The sequence below is a fragment of the Ancylomarina salipaludis genome, assembly GCF_004122035.1.
GTDB classification, from domain to species: Bacteria; Bacteroidota; Bacteroidia; order Bacteroidales; family Marinifilaceae; genus Ancylomarina; species Ancylomarina salipaludis.
The window spans coordinates 111,215-126,730 of record NZ_SAXA01000008.1; the positions used below are offsets into that span (position 1 = coordinate 111,215).

The following is a 15,516-nucleotide window of genomic DNA, read 5'->3' on the forward strand; positions in this document are numbered from 1 at the left end:
GCTGAATATACAGCTTTGCACAGGTATTTTAAAATACGAATATACGAAAAAACCAGTCGATCAGACTCTATCCTTATGCTTATTTAAGTTCAATATAATTAAGCCATTTTATTAGTCATAAGATTCATATAATAAGCGCAAAATTCGATATTATTTAAGGCAATCAAATTAGTATTTAAGAATTGTGCTCATCATTGTCAGCCTGAGCTGTATGTTTTAATGATGAACAAATATAACAGGCCCAAAGGGCCAGAATATCAATAACCCGGGGTAAAGTCACAAAGTGACTGCAACCTCGGGTAGTGGACTCACTTATAACCGTCGCACAGATAAATATTAAGAATAAAAACAATGCTTTTAGCGACGGAATATAATAATTGCAGCTACAAGACGACAAACACTGTTTTCAACTATCCTCAATCAATTAAAAGATTAAGTGTAATTTTGCTGCCCTAAAACAAAAAATAATGCAAGCAATAGTACAACCCTATATAAGCAGCCACTACCAGGACAAATCGATTCAAATCCAAACCAAAGAAATTGAATTGCCCATCGAAGCCATTCTCCCCTACTTGAATCCTGAAGAGTTTAACGCCTATTGCCAGACAGGTTGTGAGAATTTCTCGAAAAAATGGACCTGTCCGCCACACTGCCCGTCCTTTACAGCCTATGCAGCCGATCACACGCATATTAAATTGATTTTATACAAAACCAATTGTGATCAGTTCTCATTTATTGACTCGGAAGAAAGAGTCTTGACCGCTTATAATTTCGCCAAAGATTTATTGCAACAAAATTTGAGAAAGGCTGAGGCTGAAACCGAACGTTTCATCGGTCCCAACTCGTGCGAGATTTGTACCATTTGCAAAGCCGCCAGTGCCGATGCCTGTCATCTGCCCCACTTAATCCGTTACAATTTGGTAGCCTTTGGTTTTAATGTGAGCAAGATAATGGAAGATCTCTTCCAACATCAACTGGAATGGGCCAAAGCCGGACAAGTCCCCAAGCATGTCAGTTCGGTTGGTGCTATTCTGTTAAAAAAATAAGTCATCTTTTTTTGTAAATTACAGCCTCATAAATTCATCGCCATGCAAAATATTATCTACACCCTTTTAGCTCTTTTAATTCCCAGTTTGGGACTGGCTCAAAACACCTGTTGTCACAAAACCCATCCGGTTAAAACTGTGGTTTATTCCCCTGAACTGATCAGCGATCAACTGTCACCAAAGGTGAATGAACAATCGGGGCTGGTTTGGCACGATGAGCTGTTTTGGGTGATTAACGATAGCGATTGCCCGGCGGAATTGCTGGCTTACGATTTGAGTGGCGAATTGAAGAGGACGCTCAAAATAAAAAATGCAGCTAATACCGATTGGGAAGATTTGGCTGAGGATGAAAACTACATTTACATAGGCGACTTTGGCAATAACCGGGGCGCCAGAAAAGATTTGCGCGTGCTTCGCGTATTAAAATCAGACATGGTGAAACAAAACAAATTGATGGTTGATTCCAGCACCTTTGCCTGGGCCGATCAGCAGGACTTTAGCAAACGCAATATGAAACACGATTTCGATTGTGAAGCCTTTTTTGCCTATGGCGATTCCCTTTATTTTTTCACAAAAAACTGGGCCAACAAGAAAACCCGCCTGTACAGCATGCCCAAACAAGCGGGAGACTATCAGCTAAAGCCCATAGCTGAATTCAACACCGATTTTATGGTGACCGGAGCCGACATTACAGCCGATGGTAAAAGCGTGGCACTGGTGGGTTACAAAAACTTCCGAACCTATATGATGCTCTTTACAAACATCGAAGGCCTGAATTTCTTTGCGGGTGATGCGCTGCGATTAGATTTGGAATCATTGGGAGGCAGCCAAACCGAAGGGATTGTTTTCACCGATGAGAATGAACTCTTCATCAATACCGAAGAAACCAGACAACCGCAGGCTCTTTATCGGGTGGATTGGAAAAGGATAATCAGTAGTCAATGGTCATTGGGGAAACCTTGTAGAGACTAAAAAATAAAGAACCACAGATAGAAAGTCACCTTTTAGAAATTCAACTCTAACACCCCCTTAGTCCCCCTGAAGGGGGAAATTTAGCTTCTGATTTCAACATACCTCCTCAACTAAATAGCTTTACTGCGTTTTCAATCTATCGTAATTCGTTCCCGATAGCTATCGGGATTATAATTCGTAATTAATTAGACTGAATTTCTGCTGGCATTAATATTGCCATATACTGATCTGACCACCATTTTTTCGAAAGTGCTTTTACTGGTCGTATCCTGACCCAATTTTTGCAAAGCATATTGTTGAATCACCAATAAGGGAAGAACAATGGCTTCCCGGTTCTCTATCGATCGTTTTGAAATGGGCTCATCAGCCATCAGCTCGTCGTATTCAGTAATTTCCAGAATCATCGCTTTTGACAACTGGTATTCATCAAACAAAATGCGCCAAAACTCACTGTAAGTATCTTTTTTTTCCATATACGCCGTCAGCTCAAAATAGCATTTCGACAAGGACATCATACTGTTTGAAATCAAAGCCTTAAAATAAGGCACCTCTTTATATAAGGCTTTTAAATCGTCCAGGCGATTCTGATCCTTGAGACTTTTCAGGGCCGTGCCAATACCAAAATAGCCTGGGATGTTCTGCTTCAGCAAGCTCCACGAGCCCACAAAAGAGATGGCTCTCAAATCGGTTAATTCGAGCTGTTTCTTTTGTCCCCGTTTCACAGGACGGCTTCCAATTTTGGCTTTTGAATAATATTTTAAAGGACTAACATTCTCCAAATAAGGAATGAACATTTCATGCTGCTTTAGCGCATTATATTTTCTGAAACTCAATTCACTTAAGTCTTCCAGCAGGCGTCGGTTATCTTCAGAAATCGAAGCCTCATCGTGATAGGTGAAATTGTATAGCCCGGCTGATATCAATTGCTCACAAGAGTATTGAAATTGTTCTTTTGTACCATAAGTGCTGGTGATGGTTTGCCCTTGTATGGTCAGTTGAATTTCTTCATTGGATATTTTAGCCCCCTGCGAAGCATAAAACCGATGTGTCTTTCCGCCTCCGCGAGCTGGCGGTCCTCCCCTGCCATCGAAAAAAATGGATTTAATCTGATACCTCTCACACAGGGCGGTCAAGCTTTCTTTTGTTTTGTATATCGACCAGTTTGCCTTTAAATAGCCACCATCTTTGGTTCCATCAGAGAAGCCCAGCATCATGGTTTGCCTCATATTTCTTCGTTTCAGATGCTCTGCATAGGCCGCTGTATTAAAGATATCTTCCATAATCCGACCGGCTTCACTCATGCCTTTCATGGTTTCAAACAGTGGAACAATATCAAAATTGATAGCCTTAGTCGACCATCTGAACAGAGCAAAGACAAAGAGAATAGAAAAGATATCTTCTGAATTGCTAATGATATACCTGTGGCAACCTTGTTCGCCATTCGACAGCTGAATGGAAGGAAGTTGAAGGATATTGGCAATGGTATCGGCAACAAGCGGATCGTCAGCCTGAAAGTCGGACAACTTAATCTCCCAACTCAGAAGAACAGCAAGCAGCTCATCAGTTGACAGTTCATCAAGTGTTTCATTAATCAATCCCTCTTTCCTAAGAATATAAGTGATGACTTGCTTATGTACGGAATGATCCTGTCGGATATCGAGGCTGGCAAAATGCGTTTTGAAAATATGTACCTTGTCAATCGTATCCTGAAGATCGTTTAAATACAAGGCATTATACTTTTCCTGAATAATCTGTTTAATCTCGAGCAAGGGTTCTAAAATGGCTTGATATGGCAAACAATAATCGGCGTTAAACATGGCCAGATACAGCTTTTCACGGAGAGCCTCTATTTTCTCATCAACATGCTTAAAGGTGATTTTACTGCAAAGTCGCTTAACATCTGAGTAATAACATTTCATTAAAGTCATTCTTAGTTCATCAGCCACTTTTTGGGTAATATCGCTGGTAACGTAAGGATTCCCATCCCTGTCGCCCCCCGGCCAAAAACCTAAGGATACAATTTCAGGATTATCAATATCGCTCACCTTAGCCTTCATTCGGCTGTATAGTTCGCCAATAGCCTGATAGTAGACATTTTTGCAGAAATAAATAATATTCTTGGCTTCTTCCAAAGGCGTGGGACTTTTCGAATTGATCAGTGAAGTCAGGCCCAACTGATTCAACAACAAATCAATTTCATTCACATCGTTCTGCACAATCTGTCCTCTTAGCTCGCTCATAATATCGAGAACTGCGGGCTGGTAGAATTGCGTAGGGTGTGCCGTCAAAACAATACGGACTTTAAAGGCGTTAAGTTTTTGAAAACGATCATCCCCATAGCCACCACTTTGGGTTTGACTCAACAGATCGGATAGCTTTAAATCGTCTGCATCCTCACGAATTTCGGGCAAAGCAGCATCTTCAATACTATCGAACAAAACCACCTGCCGCTCAACGTAAGAAATCACCCGAAATAAGAAATCGTTCCTCTCTTCTTCCGTCTTAAGATGGGTATGGGTATCAAAAAAAGAGTCGATAATTTCAATAGGACTTTTTGATGCACTCAGGCTTTCTTCGCAATAGGCAGACAGCAGAGGCAAAAGCTGCCCAACATCTACAACACCCTGATAAGGCAGATTCAGAAACAGGCTGTTATAAACCAGATATTTCTTTTCGATTAAATTCTCAAACTTCTTTAGACTGGTATTTTCGAACGGGCTTTTCATGGGCAGACAATTGCAAGAGTGATACAATAGTCTTAAAATACAAATTTTAGGGGGAATTTAGGTCTTTTGAGAAACTTTGTTCAAACCTGTCGCATCTCCCAAAGTTATCTGATGAATTTTCTTAAACGTGATCAATCATCAGATAACTTGTTAGGCTTCAGCTCAGAGGCTACCGTACGAACCCTTTCGTGTGGCTTCTACAGAACAAAGCTGCCCCTTTTAAAATAGAGTATTTGTTATTTTGAATTAGTTAATCACAGGATACAATCGTGCAACAACGAGGAAACTTTGTTCAAAAAACTCGCATCTCCCAAAAGTTATCTGATGAATTTTCTTAAACGTGACAAATCATCAGATAACTTGATAGGTTTCAGCTCAGAGGCTACCGCACGAACACTTTCGTATCGCTTCAACAGAACAAAGCTGCCTCTCTTAAATAGGGTGCCTTTTCAATGAACCAATTCATTTTATAGTGCTAATGCGTCAACTTTCCAAAATGTGAAGGCATTACCATGGACAATTCCACCAAAAGCATAAAAATGAACTTTTCCCTTTAATTATTGATGGTCTTTTCAATTTGTTGGCCTAGTGCCATCGAAAATTCATCAACTTCCCAAAATGTGAAGACATTGCCATGGGAAATTCCACGAAAAAGCAAAAAAATGAACTTTTCAATTTGATTATTGATGGTCTTTTCAATTTGACAACTTATTTCCATAAGAAATTCATCAGCTTCTCAAAATGTGAAGGCATTGCCATTGGAAATTCCACGAAAAAGTAAAATGGAACTCATTTCTGTTGGAAACAGCTCAACAGTTCAAAATGCCAGCTTATTTCTCTTGAAATCTAACACCTCTTTAAAGAAAAAGCTCTATAAAATTCGTTTTTTATAAAACTTTTTCCAAAAATCAAAAAACTCTCACTCAACAACATAGCTTTATATAAAAAATATTGTTAACAAAAAATTAAACTTCTCGGGTTACTTTTCCAGTTTTATAAGAATATAGAAGTACATTATTAATTTAACCTATGAAATTTTTATGAAGAATTATTTTTTATTAGCACTAGTGGCTATTTTTTGTTTTTATGGATGTGAAAAAGAAGAGTTAGGACAGCTTGATAATAAAGCTGAAACAAATTCCGCTTTCTTTAGACATTACAAGAGTGGGGATGAGTTTACAAATTTTATTATTTCATCTTTAAGTCATGCTGATGACTCCATTGCTTTTACAGGTGATTTTGTTAACACATATGGAATTCCTAAATGGGATATTGGATTTAGCATTAATGCAGAAGACAGAAGCTCTTTAATTATTCCAATTATTGATGAAGATAATCAATTTTTAAGTGCTTTATATTACTTAAAATATAAAAACAACTATATTGAAACTTATATTTTAATAAATGATGAAGATGACATAACGTATAATGAAACAAAACATTTAATACAATTCTTTGAAACTAAATTAGGTTTAGAAAGGTCCAACAAGAATTTTGAAATTATAAAGCAATCAGGCTTAAAGTATAGTGCAATTGTCGTTGAAGAATGCTATTCGTGGTGGCAAACAGTATCTTTTGCAGATGGTTCTTTTTATGCATCTCAAGAATCAGAGTGTAGTTATGGAACTGAAGTCATATTTGATGATTACACAAGTGGTGGTAGCTGGGCAAATAGTGGGGGTGGCAGTTATCCTCCTAATGGTTCGTATGGTGGAGGCGGTGGTAGTACAGGAGGTTCTGACCCAATTCCAGAAATATTACCAAGCCCAGATTTTAAATTAGCTAAGACTGGATGTATTTATAAAAGATTAATGTTAGAAACTAGTTTTATGCAAGATTTACTAAAAGACTTTGTTCCTACGAATAGTAAACTCGATATAAAATTAGAAGTCGGTTATATTCCTATGAGTAATGGTATGTTTGTAGCTGGAAGGACATATTCAACTCGAAATAGCTCAAATCCGTATGAAAATACTATATTAATAAAAATACACGAACAAATATTGGATCAATCGCTATTGAAAATAGCAACTGTAATTTCCCACGAACTGATTCACGCCGAAATATTTAGATGGATAGAGGAAGGGAATTGGAAAGAACCTGCACTACAAGAGAGTTATCCTGATTTTTTTAGTGACTTCCTTTCTTCAGGAAAAAATTTAACTGTAGCTCAACACGAATATATGACAAAAAAATATGTGACAGATCTAGCACAATTACTTAAGTGGTTCGATAGAGCTCAACACTCAGATGATGAATATAATGCAATGGCTTGGTTAGGTTTAGATAGAACAAGTGCATTTACTAAAACTCAAAATGCTGATGAAATTAAGAAACTACAATCAAAAATTACAAGTGAAGAAAATAATTGTGATGATATCTAGAATAGCTTTAAGCGTTTTACTGTTATTTTTAAATAGCAATAATACTTATTCTCAAAGATTAGACACTATTGAGGTATCTAATTCCAAAGAAAAAGATAAGCTTGAGATATCAGTATTGTCATATTTTGAAACAAATACTCTTTGTCTTAAAATTGAAAAAACATTACCCATTGCTAAATTTGAGAATAAATCCGATTTTAAATCTGAATATATATATCAAATTCCCAATAGTCAGAAAGCTATTATTCATTTATTTTTTATTGATTCTAAGTTTGTAAGAGGAACATTCGAAAAGAAAGCAATGAGAAGAATCTTTAACAATGGCTTCCAGAAAAAAGGGACTATTGAAAAAAAGAACATTACAATAGATAAACTTAATATTGAAGGTGATAATATTGAAGGTGTTTTGAAAATACAACTTCCGTTTGCTTTTGGTTGGTTAGATTCTGATACCCTAGTAAAGGTGAATTTTAAAACGAGAATCTTACACAAACCTGTTAAACAGATATTAAATCCAGGTTTCGTTCAATCATATTCGATTAAGCCTAACTTAATTGATAATATAGATGAGGTATATTATGAGCCATGTAGTATTAATAAGGATACACTTAATGTCGAGCTTAATTTAAAAATAGGTTCTGCAGGTGGTATGGGAGGTAGTCTTGTTTATATTAAGATATCTGAAGAATCAGAAAAAATCGAAATTACTTCTTACGATTACAGCGATATAGAGGATGATGAATCTTATCACTATCCTTATTATAAGTTGGAATTTAATCATGATCCTTTTAAAGAGTCTGATATTCCTCTAATTGGGAAATATTTAATTGCAACTGATAGTCTTCCTAATAAATATGGAGACCAAGTAGTTCGTTCAGGATTCTTTAAATGTAAATAATTCTAAATCAACGCTCATTAAAAAACAATATATTCATTAATAAATTGCACCTCAAAAGTTAAACACAACATTTGAGGTGTTTTTTCACTATAATAAAAGAGATAAATTGTTCTTACAACTATTATGGGAAAAGAATTTTATCATTCAATAGGTCTTAAATTTCAAACAAGTTTTAGCTCTCCTACTAATAAAAATAGATTCTTGTTAAATTTTCACCCATCATATTAAACATGAGTAGTCAAATCGCAATATGAGAGCTTATTGAGTAACATGAAAATAAATAGGACAACATGATCTAAATAAAATTCGATATGGATGAATCAAAATTGATCCCTTTATCGCATATCTGATATAATAAAAAAAAGACTTCCCCATTCCTTTTTTAATCCTAATAATATAGTACCCTCGAATGTTTAGACCAGAAAACCTTGTTTTTAAGTTGAACTTAAGCAGCATTACGATAGACTAAAAACAATACAAAAAAAAAGTTTCAATCTAACCAATGGCTAAATCGAAACTATTTATGTTTCTATAATATAAATCTGAGCTTAAATATCGATTAAGTGTATCCTATTTAAGAGCTTTATCTACTAACTGTGTCATTTCTTCGACACTTTTAAACCCGACATCATTGGAAACTATCTCTCCTTTTAAATTGAAAAAAATAAAAGTTGGGAAACCTGACACTTTATGTTCATATCTGGCTCTATTTTCAATACTTTTATCCTCAATAGGATCAAGTTTTATGCATACAAAATTATCATTCATTTTCTTCGCCAGACTCGGATTTGTATAAACGGTGTTTTCCATTATTTTACAGGGAGTACAACCTTTGGTTGAATAATTAACAAAAACCTGCTTGCCGTCTTTTTTCGCTTGTTCGAAAGCTTGCTCAAGACTCAAATTTAAAAAATTAACATTCCCCTTTTTTTGAGCAGAACAGACTGTTAAACTTAATAACAGAATACAAATAGTTAGAATATTTCTCATTGTATATTAATTTATTTTCAAATAATTCTATGTTAAAGTAGAGCATTCAATATTGTACGGATATTAGGACTGGAAGGTCGATCAGCATTAATTGTGACTATTTTCCCTTCTTTATCAAATAGCATAAAACGAGGAATTCCCTTTATTCTGTATGCTTGAACAACATCCGAATCAAAAGCTTTATCGGCCATTATTTGAACACCTCCAAGTTTCTTATCTACTACAAACTTCAGCCACTTATCACGATCTTGAGGCTTATCAACAGAAATACTCATAAAAGTGATTGGTTTGTCATGATACTCTTTTTCCAACTTTTGCAAGGCTGGAATTTCCTTTCTACAAGGACCACACCAAGTTGCCCAAACATCTACGTAAACAATAGAGCCTTTAAAATCTGACAAGTTATGCTCTTTTCCATTCAAATCTGTACCAGCAAAGTCAAAAGCCAAAGCTCCCTTTTCAAAATTGCGGATTTTCATTTCATGAGCCTTCACTTTTTCTTCAAGGTAAGGTGTCAACAAATAAGGTGTGATAATTTCCTTAAAAGCAATATAAGAATCATCATATGCAATAAAAGAACTTAAATAACTTATTGCGAAATGACCTTTTAATAAGTTATTTTTTATCGCCCCTAGAGACAGTCTAATCATTTCAGGAATAGGTAAAGACATTGCATTTTCAGATACTATTTTATTCATAGTAAACAAGTGCATGTATTCAGCTCCATTGGGCAAGTTTAGTAATATCTCATCTGAGGGGGCACCATTCTTTTGCAATTGAGTGTAAAATTCCGGATAATTCTCTTTTTGGGGATGTTCCCCTCTTGGAGTATATAGTAGATTAAGTGCTGAGCAATTGATATCATTATTTACCATTGCATGTAATAGTTTATCAAACTTTTCATCTCGGGTGTTTGCATGATCCTGAAATTCTTCAGCTTGCTTAATAACTTTCAGCAATAAGGGAAAATAAACTTTGTATGTACTGTTTGTATAAGTAAAACCATGTGAATGAGTAAACAAAGTATCTACGATGTTATTCCATTCAGAAAGCATATTATTTTTCTTACAATTTGAGTTTAATAACTTATAATTGCTTTCACTTAAACTTAAGTCTATTTTAACACCATCTTCCAAGTAAAATCGCTTAAGGTCGTGATCTTTATTTACATTTCTTTGATCAGATTCCCAAACAACATTAAGAAGGAAAATTCCAGGCGTTTCAACAGCATAAGTAAAAGCAAAACGTCCATCGTCTCCTAGTTTAGTGCTAGCCACTGTTTCCTTTTTACCATTCAAGACTTTACTCAAGAGGATTTCTTTATCTTTTAAGTCTCCCTTATAAACGCCGGTAATCTGAGTATAATTTACAGATTCACCAGCACAGGAAAGCATTACAATTCCAATAAAAAAAATGCATATGAATAAGCTTATTATTTTGTTCATATAAAAAATATTAGTGATGTAAACTCTTTAGGTTACATTAAAATCAAAAGCAAAAAGAATGGCCTTTAACAGCCATTCTTTTTAGTTATTTATTTTGAATTTTGTTCTAGATTTGGATTTCTTGTAATCGCTTCAATTGAGAAAGGTTGAATATACAAGTGTGAATTAGGCTTTAAAGTATAAGTTTTACCTTTAAAAGTTTTGTTTAAAGTTATAGCATATTCAGGCTCTGTATTCAATCTTCTTAAATCCCAATATCTGTTAGGTGTTAAATACATCTCTCTTGCTCTTTCGGCAATAATAATATCCATGGCTTCTTTGATATTAGACGCGTTTAAAGCGACATAACTCTCAGGCTTAAAACGTTTCTCTCTTAATTTATTAACAATATCAATTGCATCCTGAAACTTTCCTCCTCTTGCCAAACATTCTGCTTTCATTAAGAATACCTCAGCAGATCGAATACCTCCAGCATTTTGTTGAAAGCTGCCGGGAATAAGACCATAATACATGGTACCTTCAGGTAAAAATGGAGCAGTGGCAAAAAATGTTTCCAAACGAATATCACCAGTTTCGAACTTTTCAACAAATTCAGGACTAACAATATTCAAAAACAAACCATTAATTGCATCAAATCCATATCTAAACAAATTATGTTCCTGCATACCGTAATCCACCTGAACAGTGTATGGACTTACTTGGTATTGCTCATTATAGGCAACTAAATCGAATAGATAATCATTGTATTTTAAGGACTCTTCAGCAGCAGTTAATGCCAATCCAAACTCCTTTTTAAAAAGATGTACTTTTGCTTTTAATGCATACCCCAAAGCTTTTCCTGGGCGAAATGTGTTATTAGGTTGAGCAGGTAAATGTTCCAATGCATCAGCTATGTCCTGCTCTATAGCATCGTAAACCTTCTGTACACTAGACTGAGGAAGTATAGCTTCCATATCAAAATTAACCGATAGAATCACACCTCTATCAACAGCAGCATTATCCTTATTATAATGTTTAGCATAAAAGTTAATTAAATAAAAATTGTTAAAGGCTCTTAATATCTGAGCTTGAGCTTTCACCTTTTTCTTTAGTTTATCATCTCCTTCAGCTTCGTCAATCTGATTAATAATGACATTATAGTGAGCAATTCGCTTATAACAGTTATTATATAACATATCCTGCTCAATAAATTTAGCTCGATCAGCCGATTCATTAAAGGTGAAATTTGCCTTCAAAACAGGAAATTCATCTTCGGTTATCCATCTTTCATCCATCACCGAGGATTCATCTACTAAATAACCAACGTCACCAAGAGGAAATGTAAAAAGATGGTCACTCTCTAGTAAAGCTGAATACTCTTCAGCGTTTTGAAGAATTTTTCTTCCTTTAGGTTCAACATCCAAATAATCATCACATGCAGAGAATAAAAGCCCTACAAAAGTTATAAGTATTATTATTTTATTTTTCATGTTTTTTTTTTGACTTTAAAAACCAAGTTTAACTCCTACTGACCAAGATGACATTTGAGGAAATTCTCTACTCCCATACTGTGCGTTAAAGGCTTCCGGATCAATATTATTTCCTGCAGAACACCAATACATTGGATTAGTAACCTGAGCTTTCACCTGAAATGTTTTTGCATGTAACTTTTTTGCTAATGCTTGTGGTAAACGATAAGCCAACACAACATTCCTTAATTTTACAAAATCGGCATTTAACACGTGTGTATCAGCATACCTCCAGTGCTCTCCTCTATATCCGTTATAAGAATAAGTTGCCATTCTCGGAATCTCAGTCCTTGTGTTTTCAGGAGTCCATCTTCTAGTAATATCACTATGTATATTGCCATATCCAATTCCTTCATACAAAGGTGTCACGTCTTTTCTTAATTTATGACCTCCGTAAAATACAATCAAAGCACTTAATTCAAAATTCTTGTAGCTAACCCTATTACTAAAAGAACCATTATAAACAGGATCAAACTGTCCAACATGTACTAACCCTTTCGGATCACGCATTTGATCATTAGCAATAATATTTCCTTCCGGATCATAAATAGATGGGTCTCCATTTTCTGTTAATCCCGCGTATTTATAGGCGTACAGTGAATTAAAAGCTTTTCCTTTTTCGTAATAATTTCTAGGATTATCTAAAAGATCTTCGGCATTGATCACATCGAAATTCACTTTCTCAACTTTATTCTTGTTCCAAGAGATTACTGCCGATGATGTCCAATTAAACAATTTTGTTGAAATCCAATCGTAAGAAAGAGATAATTCAAATCCATTATTTGACATGGCCCCATTGTTCACTTTTGCTTTAGCAAACCCTACTGCCGGATCTAAATTTTTATTAGCCAACAAATCTGAGCTATATTTATGGTATATGTCTACAACTCCTCTTAATTTATTGTTGAACATTGAAAAGTCTAGCCCAAAATTATAGGTCGACGTTTTCTCCCATCTTAACAATGGGTTTGGAGGGCTCATAATAGTTGCTGCCAAATTACTTGTTTTATAATTATTGGACATAGCAGCAATCAAATATGGGCTGGATGACTGATCAACATTTCCATTCACGCCATATGATGCTCTTAACTTTAACATATTAAGCCAATCTGCATCTTTCAAAAACTCCTCATTTGACAGATTCCATGCTGCCCCTAATGACCATAGAGGACGATAACGATATTTCGGATCAGAACCAAAAAGATCAGCTTGATCGACTCTAACACTCGCATTAAAACTATACTTGTTTAGTAAAGTGTAACCTGCATTTCCATATAAAGAGAAAAACCTGTGTCTTACTTCTCTCACATAATCAGAAGGAGTTAATGTTTGTGAAAACCTATTATACAGCTCACCACTAATGCCACTTGCCAATTTCTGCCAATCCATATATTGGGTCGATAAGATTGTTGCATCGTAACCATACACTTTTGTTCCCTGAGATCGATAGAAGTTTTCTCTCACTTCGGTACCTGCAATTACAGTAAGAGCATGATTTTCACCAAAGTTTTTATCGAAATTAAGCTGATTCCTTAATGTGTAGTTTTTAGCCGTCGTAAATTTAGAATCTAATGCTCCGGCATCGGGGACATAATATTTCAATTTGGTATTTTCCTGTACTGCATACTTGTTAATCAAATTACGCATTTCAAAACTTTCTCTTTCAGAATATCTTTCACTACTTGAATGTATTCTTTCGTATTGAAACTTTGTATTGTACTTTAATCCTTTTAGTAAATGAAAATCTGCATTCACAAACATTCTTAGGTTTTGAGTGTTGTCTTTTGTGAAATCTTTTTCCAGCTCGTCTAGTATGTTATAGCCAATATCATGCAACCCATCTATTTGTTGAATTTCAGACAAGCGCTTAGGGTTATAATTGTAGTAATTCACTCTGTTTCCATTTTCATCCAATACTCTTTCATATGGAAGAATATCTGTCATGCTTTTTAAAGCATCGTGAGACTTACCTTGACTTACAGAAAGATTTGCCCCATACCCTACTGAAAACCAATTATACAATTTTATATCATTTTTCAAATAGAAATTATATTTCTCATCGTTATGTGTACGAGTAGTATGTTGGTTTAGTAAGGCATTGGCTGAAAAAATCAAATTTGACTTTTCACCTGCTTTCCTAAAACTTAAGTTATATTGTTGCTTTAGTGCATTACGATATACCTCATCGCTATATTGTTTTCGATAGTCGTTCTTTCGTAGATTATTAATTTCCCGACTAGCTTCCTCCTTAGATAGTTTTCCTTCAGCAACCATTCTATAGTAGTTGTAAACTTTAGAATAAGCAGTCTGATCACGATCCAAATTATTGAAATAACTAAGGTTATCTTTTTTATAGGTTGGGTTGTTTTCTAAATAATTAATTTCGTAATCAATAATATCACTAGTTGAAGCATAAGAAAAGTAATCCATAGCAGGTTTCTCAGTTATCGTGAAATCTGCATTAAAATCAACACTTGTTTCTCCTACTTTTGCTTTTTTTGTAGTTACTACAATAATACCATTAGCAGCTCTAGCCCCATAAATAGAGGCAGCACCAGCATCTTTCAATACAACAACACTCTCAATATCGTTAGGATTAATCGAAGACAAACCACTTTCAATAGGCAAACCATCAACAACAACCAATGGATTACTATTTACGTTAAAAGAGCCTCTCCCTCGAATCACCATGTCTCCTTTATAAGAGCTTAAACCTGCCACTTTACCTTCAATAACTGTCGATATATTCGAAACAATTTGGGTTTCTAACTCTTCATTTTTAAGAATAGAATATGATCCTGTAGATCTTTCTTTTGAGATCGTTTGGTAACCTGTTACAATCACTTCGCTCAATTGACTTTGGTCCACTTTTAAAGTAACATTGATTATCGATTGGTTGGTAACCACTACCTCTTTGGTTTCCATACCTACAAAAGAAAATACAAGTGTTCCTTCCTTATCAAGAAGAGTCAAACTATAATTACCATCAAGATCTGTAGATACTCCGGAAGTCGTTCCTTTAACAACCACAGATACACCAGGTAGTGTTACCCCTTCTTCATCTGTAACAATTCCCGAAATCAGCTTTGGGGTCTGTTCTTGATCAGTAACAACCGGAATCGCTTTCTTTTTACTCTCAGGGTGAATAACAATCACTTTATCCTGAATATTATATCCAAGAGAAGTTCCTTCGAGACACTTATCTAACACATCAATTACTGTTGCATTTTTAAAATCTCCTTTCAAGTTAGTAACTCTATTTATATCTGAGGATTTATATAGAACTGTAAACTCAGTTTGTTTACGAATTTCACTAAACACCTCTTTTAATTCGGCTCCATTAAGCTCGAAAGAAAGTTTCCCTTGTTCTATGTAATTACCTGTCGCATATACATTGGATGCAACAAGCATAATTAAAATTAGACTTTTAAGGCAATAAAATATTTTCTTTTTGAACCAATGCCTCATTAGGTTCTGTGAAATTGTTTTCATAAGTTTGTCTTTAGGTTTACATTTTATTAATAAAAAATAAGGTGTACTATATCTA

General features: G+C 35.0%; 9 protein-coding genes. 4 read left to right on the forward strand and 5 right to left on the reverse strand.

The window, feature by feature from the left end; translation table 11 throughout:
- Positions 1 to 467 precede the first annotated feature (467 nt).
- The gene (locus tag EO244_RS10185) at positions 468 to 1,046 is read left to right on the forward strand and encodes a DUF2284 domain-containing protein (protein WP_129254571.1); all 579 of its coding nucleotides are present in this window, start codon (positions 468 to 470) and stop codon (positions 1,044 to 1,046) included.
- 42 nt (positions 1,047 to 1,088) lie between these two features.
- Positions 1,089 to 2,018 (forward strand): hypothetical protein, encoded by a 930-nt coding sequence (locus tag EO244_RS10190; protein ID WP_129254572.1) that lies wholly within the window; start codon positions 1,089 to 1,091, stop codon positions 2,016 to 2,018.
- 185 nt (positions 2,019 to 2,203) lie between these two features.
- Here EO244_RS10190 and EO244_RS10195 read toward each other — a convergent pair whose 3' ends face one another.
- Positions 2,204 to 4,744 (reverse strand): phosphoenolpyruvate carboxylase, encoded by a 2,541-nt coding sequence (locus tag EO244_RS10195; RefSeq protein WP_129254573.1) that lies wholly within the window; start codon positions 4,742 to 4,744, stop codon positions 2,204 to 2,206.
- 1,040 nt (positions 4,745 to 5,784) lie between these two features.
- Here EO244_RS10195 and EO244_RS10200 point away from each other — a divergent pair.
- Both EO244_RS10200 and EO244_RS10205 read left to right on the forward strand, forming a co-directional pair.
- The gene (locus EO244_RS10200; protein WP_129254574.1) at positions 5,785 to 7,128 is read left to right on the forward strand and encodes a hypothetical protein; all 1,344 of its coding nucleotides are present in this window, start codon (positions 5,785 to 5,787) and stop codon (positions 7,126 to 7,128) included.
- Positions 7,067 to 8,026: a hypothetical protein gene (locus tag EO244_RS10205; protein ID WP_129254575.1), complete on the forward strand. Its 960-nt coding sequence runs from the start codon at positions 7,067 to 7,069 to the stop codon at positions 8,024 to 8,026. The genes EO244_RS10200 and EO244_RS10205 overlap by 62 nt, the downstream gene beginning before the upstream one ends.
- A gap of 570 nt (positions 8,027 to 8,596) precedes the next feature.
- Here the strand turns inward: EO244_RS10205 and EO244_RS10210 are convergent.
- The 4 genes from EO244_RS10210 to EO244_RS10225 all read right to left on the reverse strand — a co-directional run bounded on the left by EO244_RS10210 (position 8,597) and on the right by EO244_RS10225 (position 15,461).
- Positions 8,597 to 9,016 carry a thioredoxin family protein gene (locus EO244_RS10210; RefSeq protein ID WP_129254576.1) on the reverse strand — a complete coding sequence of 140 codons (420 nt, stop codon included), beginning with the start codon at positions 9,014 to 9,016 and terminating at the stop codon, positions 8,597 to 8,599.
- 32 nt (positions 9,017 to 9,048) lie between these two features.
- On the reverse strand, positions 9,049 to 10,461 hold the full coding sequence (locus EO244_RS10215) for a TlpA family protein disulfide reductase (protein ID WP_129254577.1): 1,413 nt from the start codon (positions 10,459 to 10,461) through the stop codon (positions 9,049 to 9,051).
- A gap of 89 nt (positions 10,462 to 10,550) precedes the next feature.
- Positions 10,551 to 11,930, reverse strand: coding sequence for a RagB/SusD family nutrient uptake outer membrane protein (locus EO244_RS10220; RefSeq protein WP_129254578.1), 1,380 nt, complete (start codon positions 11,928 to 11,930; stop codon positions 10,551 to 10,553).
- 15 nt (positions 11,931 to 11,945) lie between these two features.
- Positions 11,946 to 15,461 (reverse strand): SusC/RagA family TonB-linked outer membrane protein, encoded by a 3,516-nt coding sequence (locus EO244_RS10225; RefSeq protein WP_129254579.1) that lies wholly within the window; start codon positions 15,459 to 15,461, stop codon positions 11,946 to 11,948.
- Positions 15,462 to 15,516 lie beyond the last annotated feature (55 nt).

Excerpts from the sequence above, each read along its gene's own strand:
- EO244_RS10185 (WP_129254571.1), top strand. The coding sequence starts at position 468 with ATGCAAGCAATAGTACAACCCTATATAAGCAGCCACTACCAGGACAAA.
- EO244_RS10220 (WP_129254578.1), bottom strand. The coding sequence starts at position 11,930 with ATGAAAAATAAAATAATAATACTTATAACTTTTGTAGGGCTTTTATTC.
- EO244_RS10195 (WP_129254573.1), bottom strand. The coding sequence starts at position 4,744 with ATGAAAAGCCCGTTCGAAAATACCAGTCTAAAGAAGTTTGAGAATTTA.
- EO244_RS10225 (WP_129254579.1), bottom strand. The coding sequence starts at position 15,461 with ATGAAAACAATTTCACAGAACCTAATGAGGCATTGGTTCAAAAAGAAA.
- EO244_RS10205 (WP_129254575.1), top strand. The coding sequence starts at position 7,067 with ATGAAATTAAGAAACTACAATCAAAAATTACAAGTGAAGAAAATAATT.
- EO244_RS10200 (WP_129254574.1), top strand. The coding sequence starts at position 5,785 with ATGAAGAATTATTTTTTATTAGCACTAGTGGCTATTTTTTGTTTTTAT.
- EO244_RS10215 (WP_129254577.1), bottom strand. The coding sequence starts at position 10,461 with ATGAACAAAATAATAAGCTTATTCATATGCATTTTTTTTATTGGAATT.
- EO244_RS10210 (WP_129254576.1), bottom strand. The coding sequence starts at position 9,016 with ATGAGAAATATTCTAACTATTTGTATTCTGTTATTAAGTTTAACAGTC.
- EO244_RS10190 (WP_129254572.1), top strand. The coding sequence starts at position 1,089 with ATGCAAAATATTATCTACACCCTTTTAGCTCTTTTAATTCCCAGTTTG.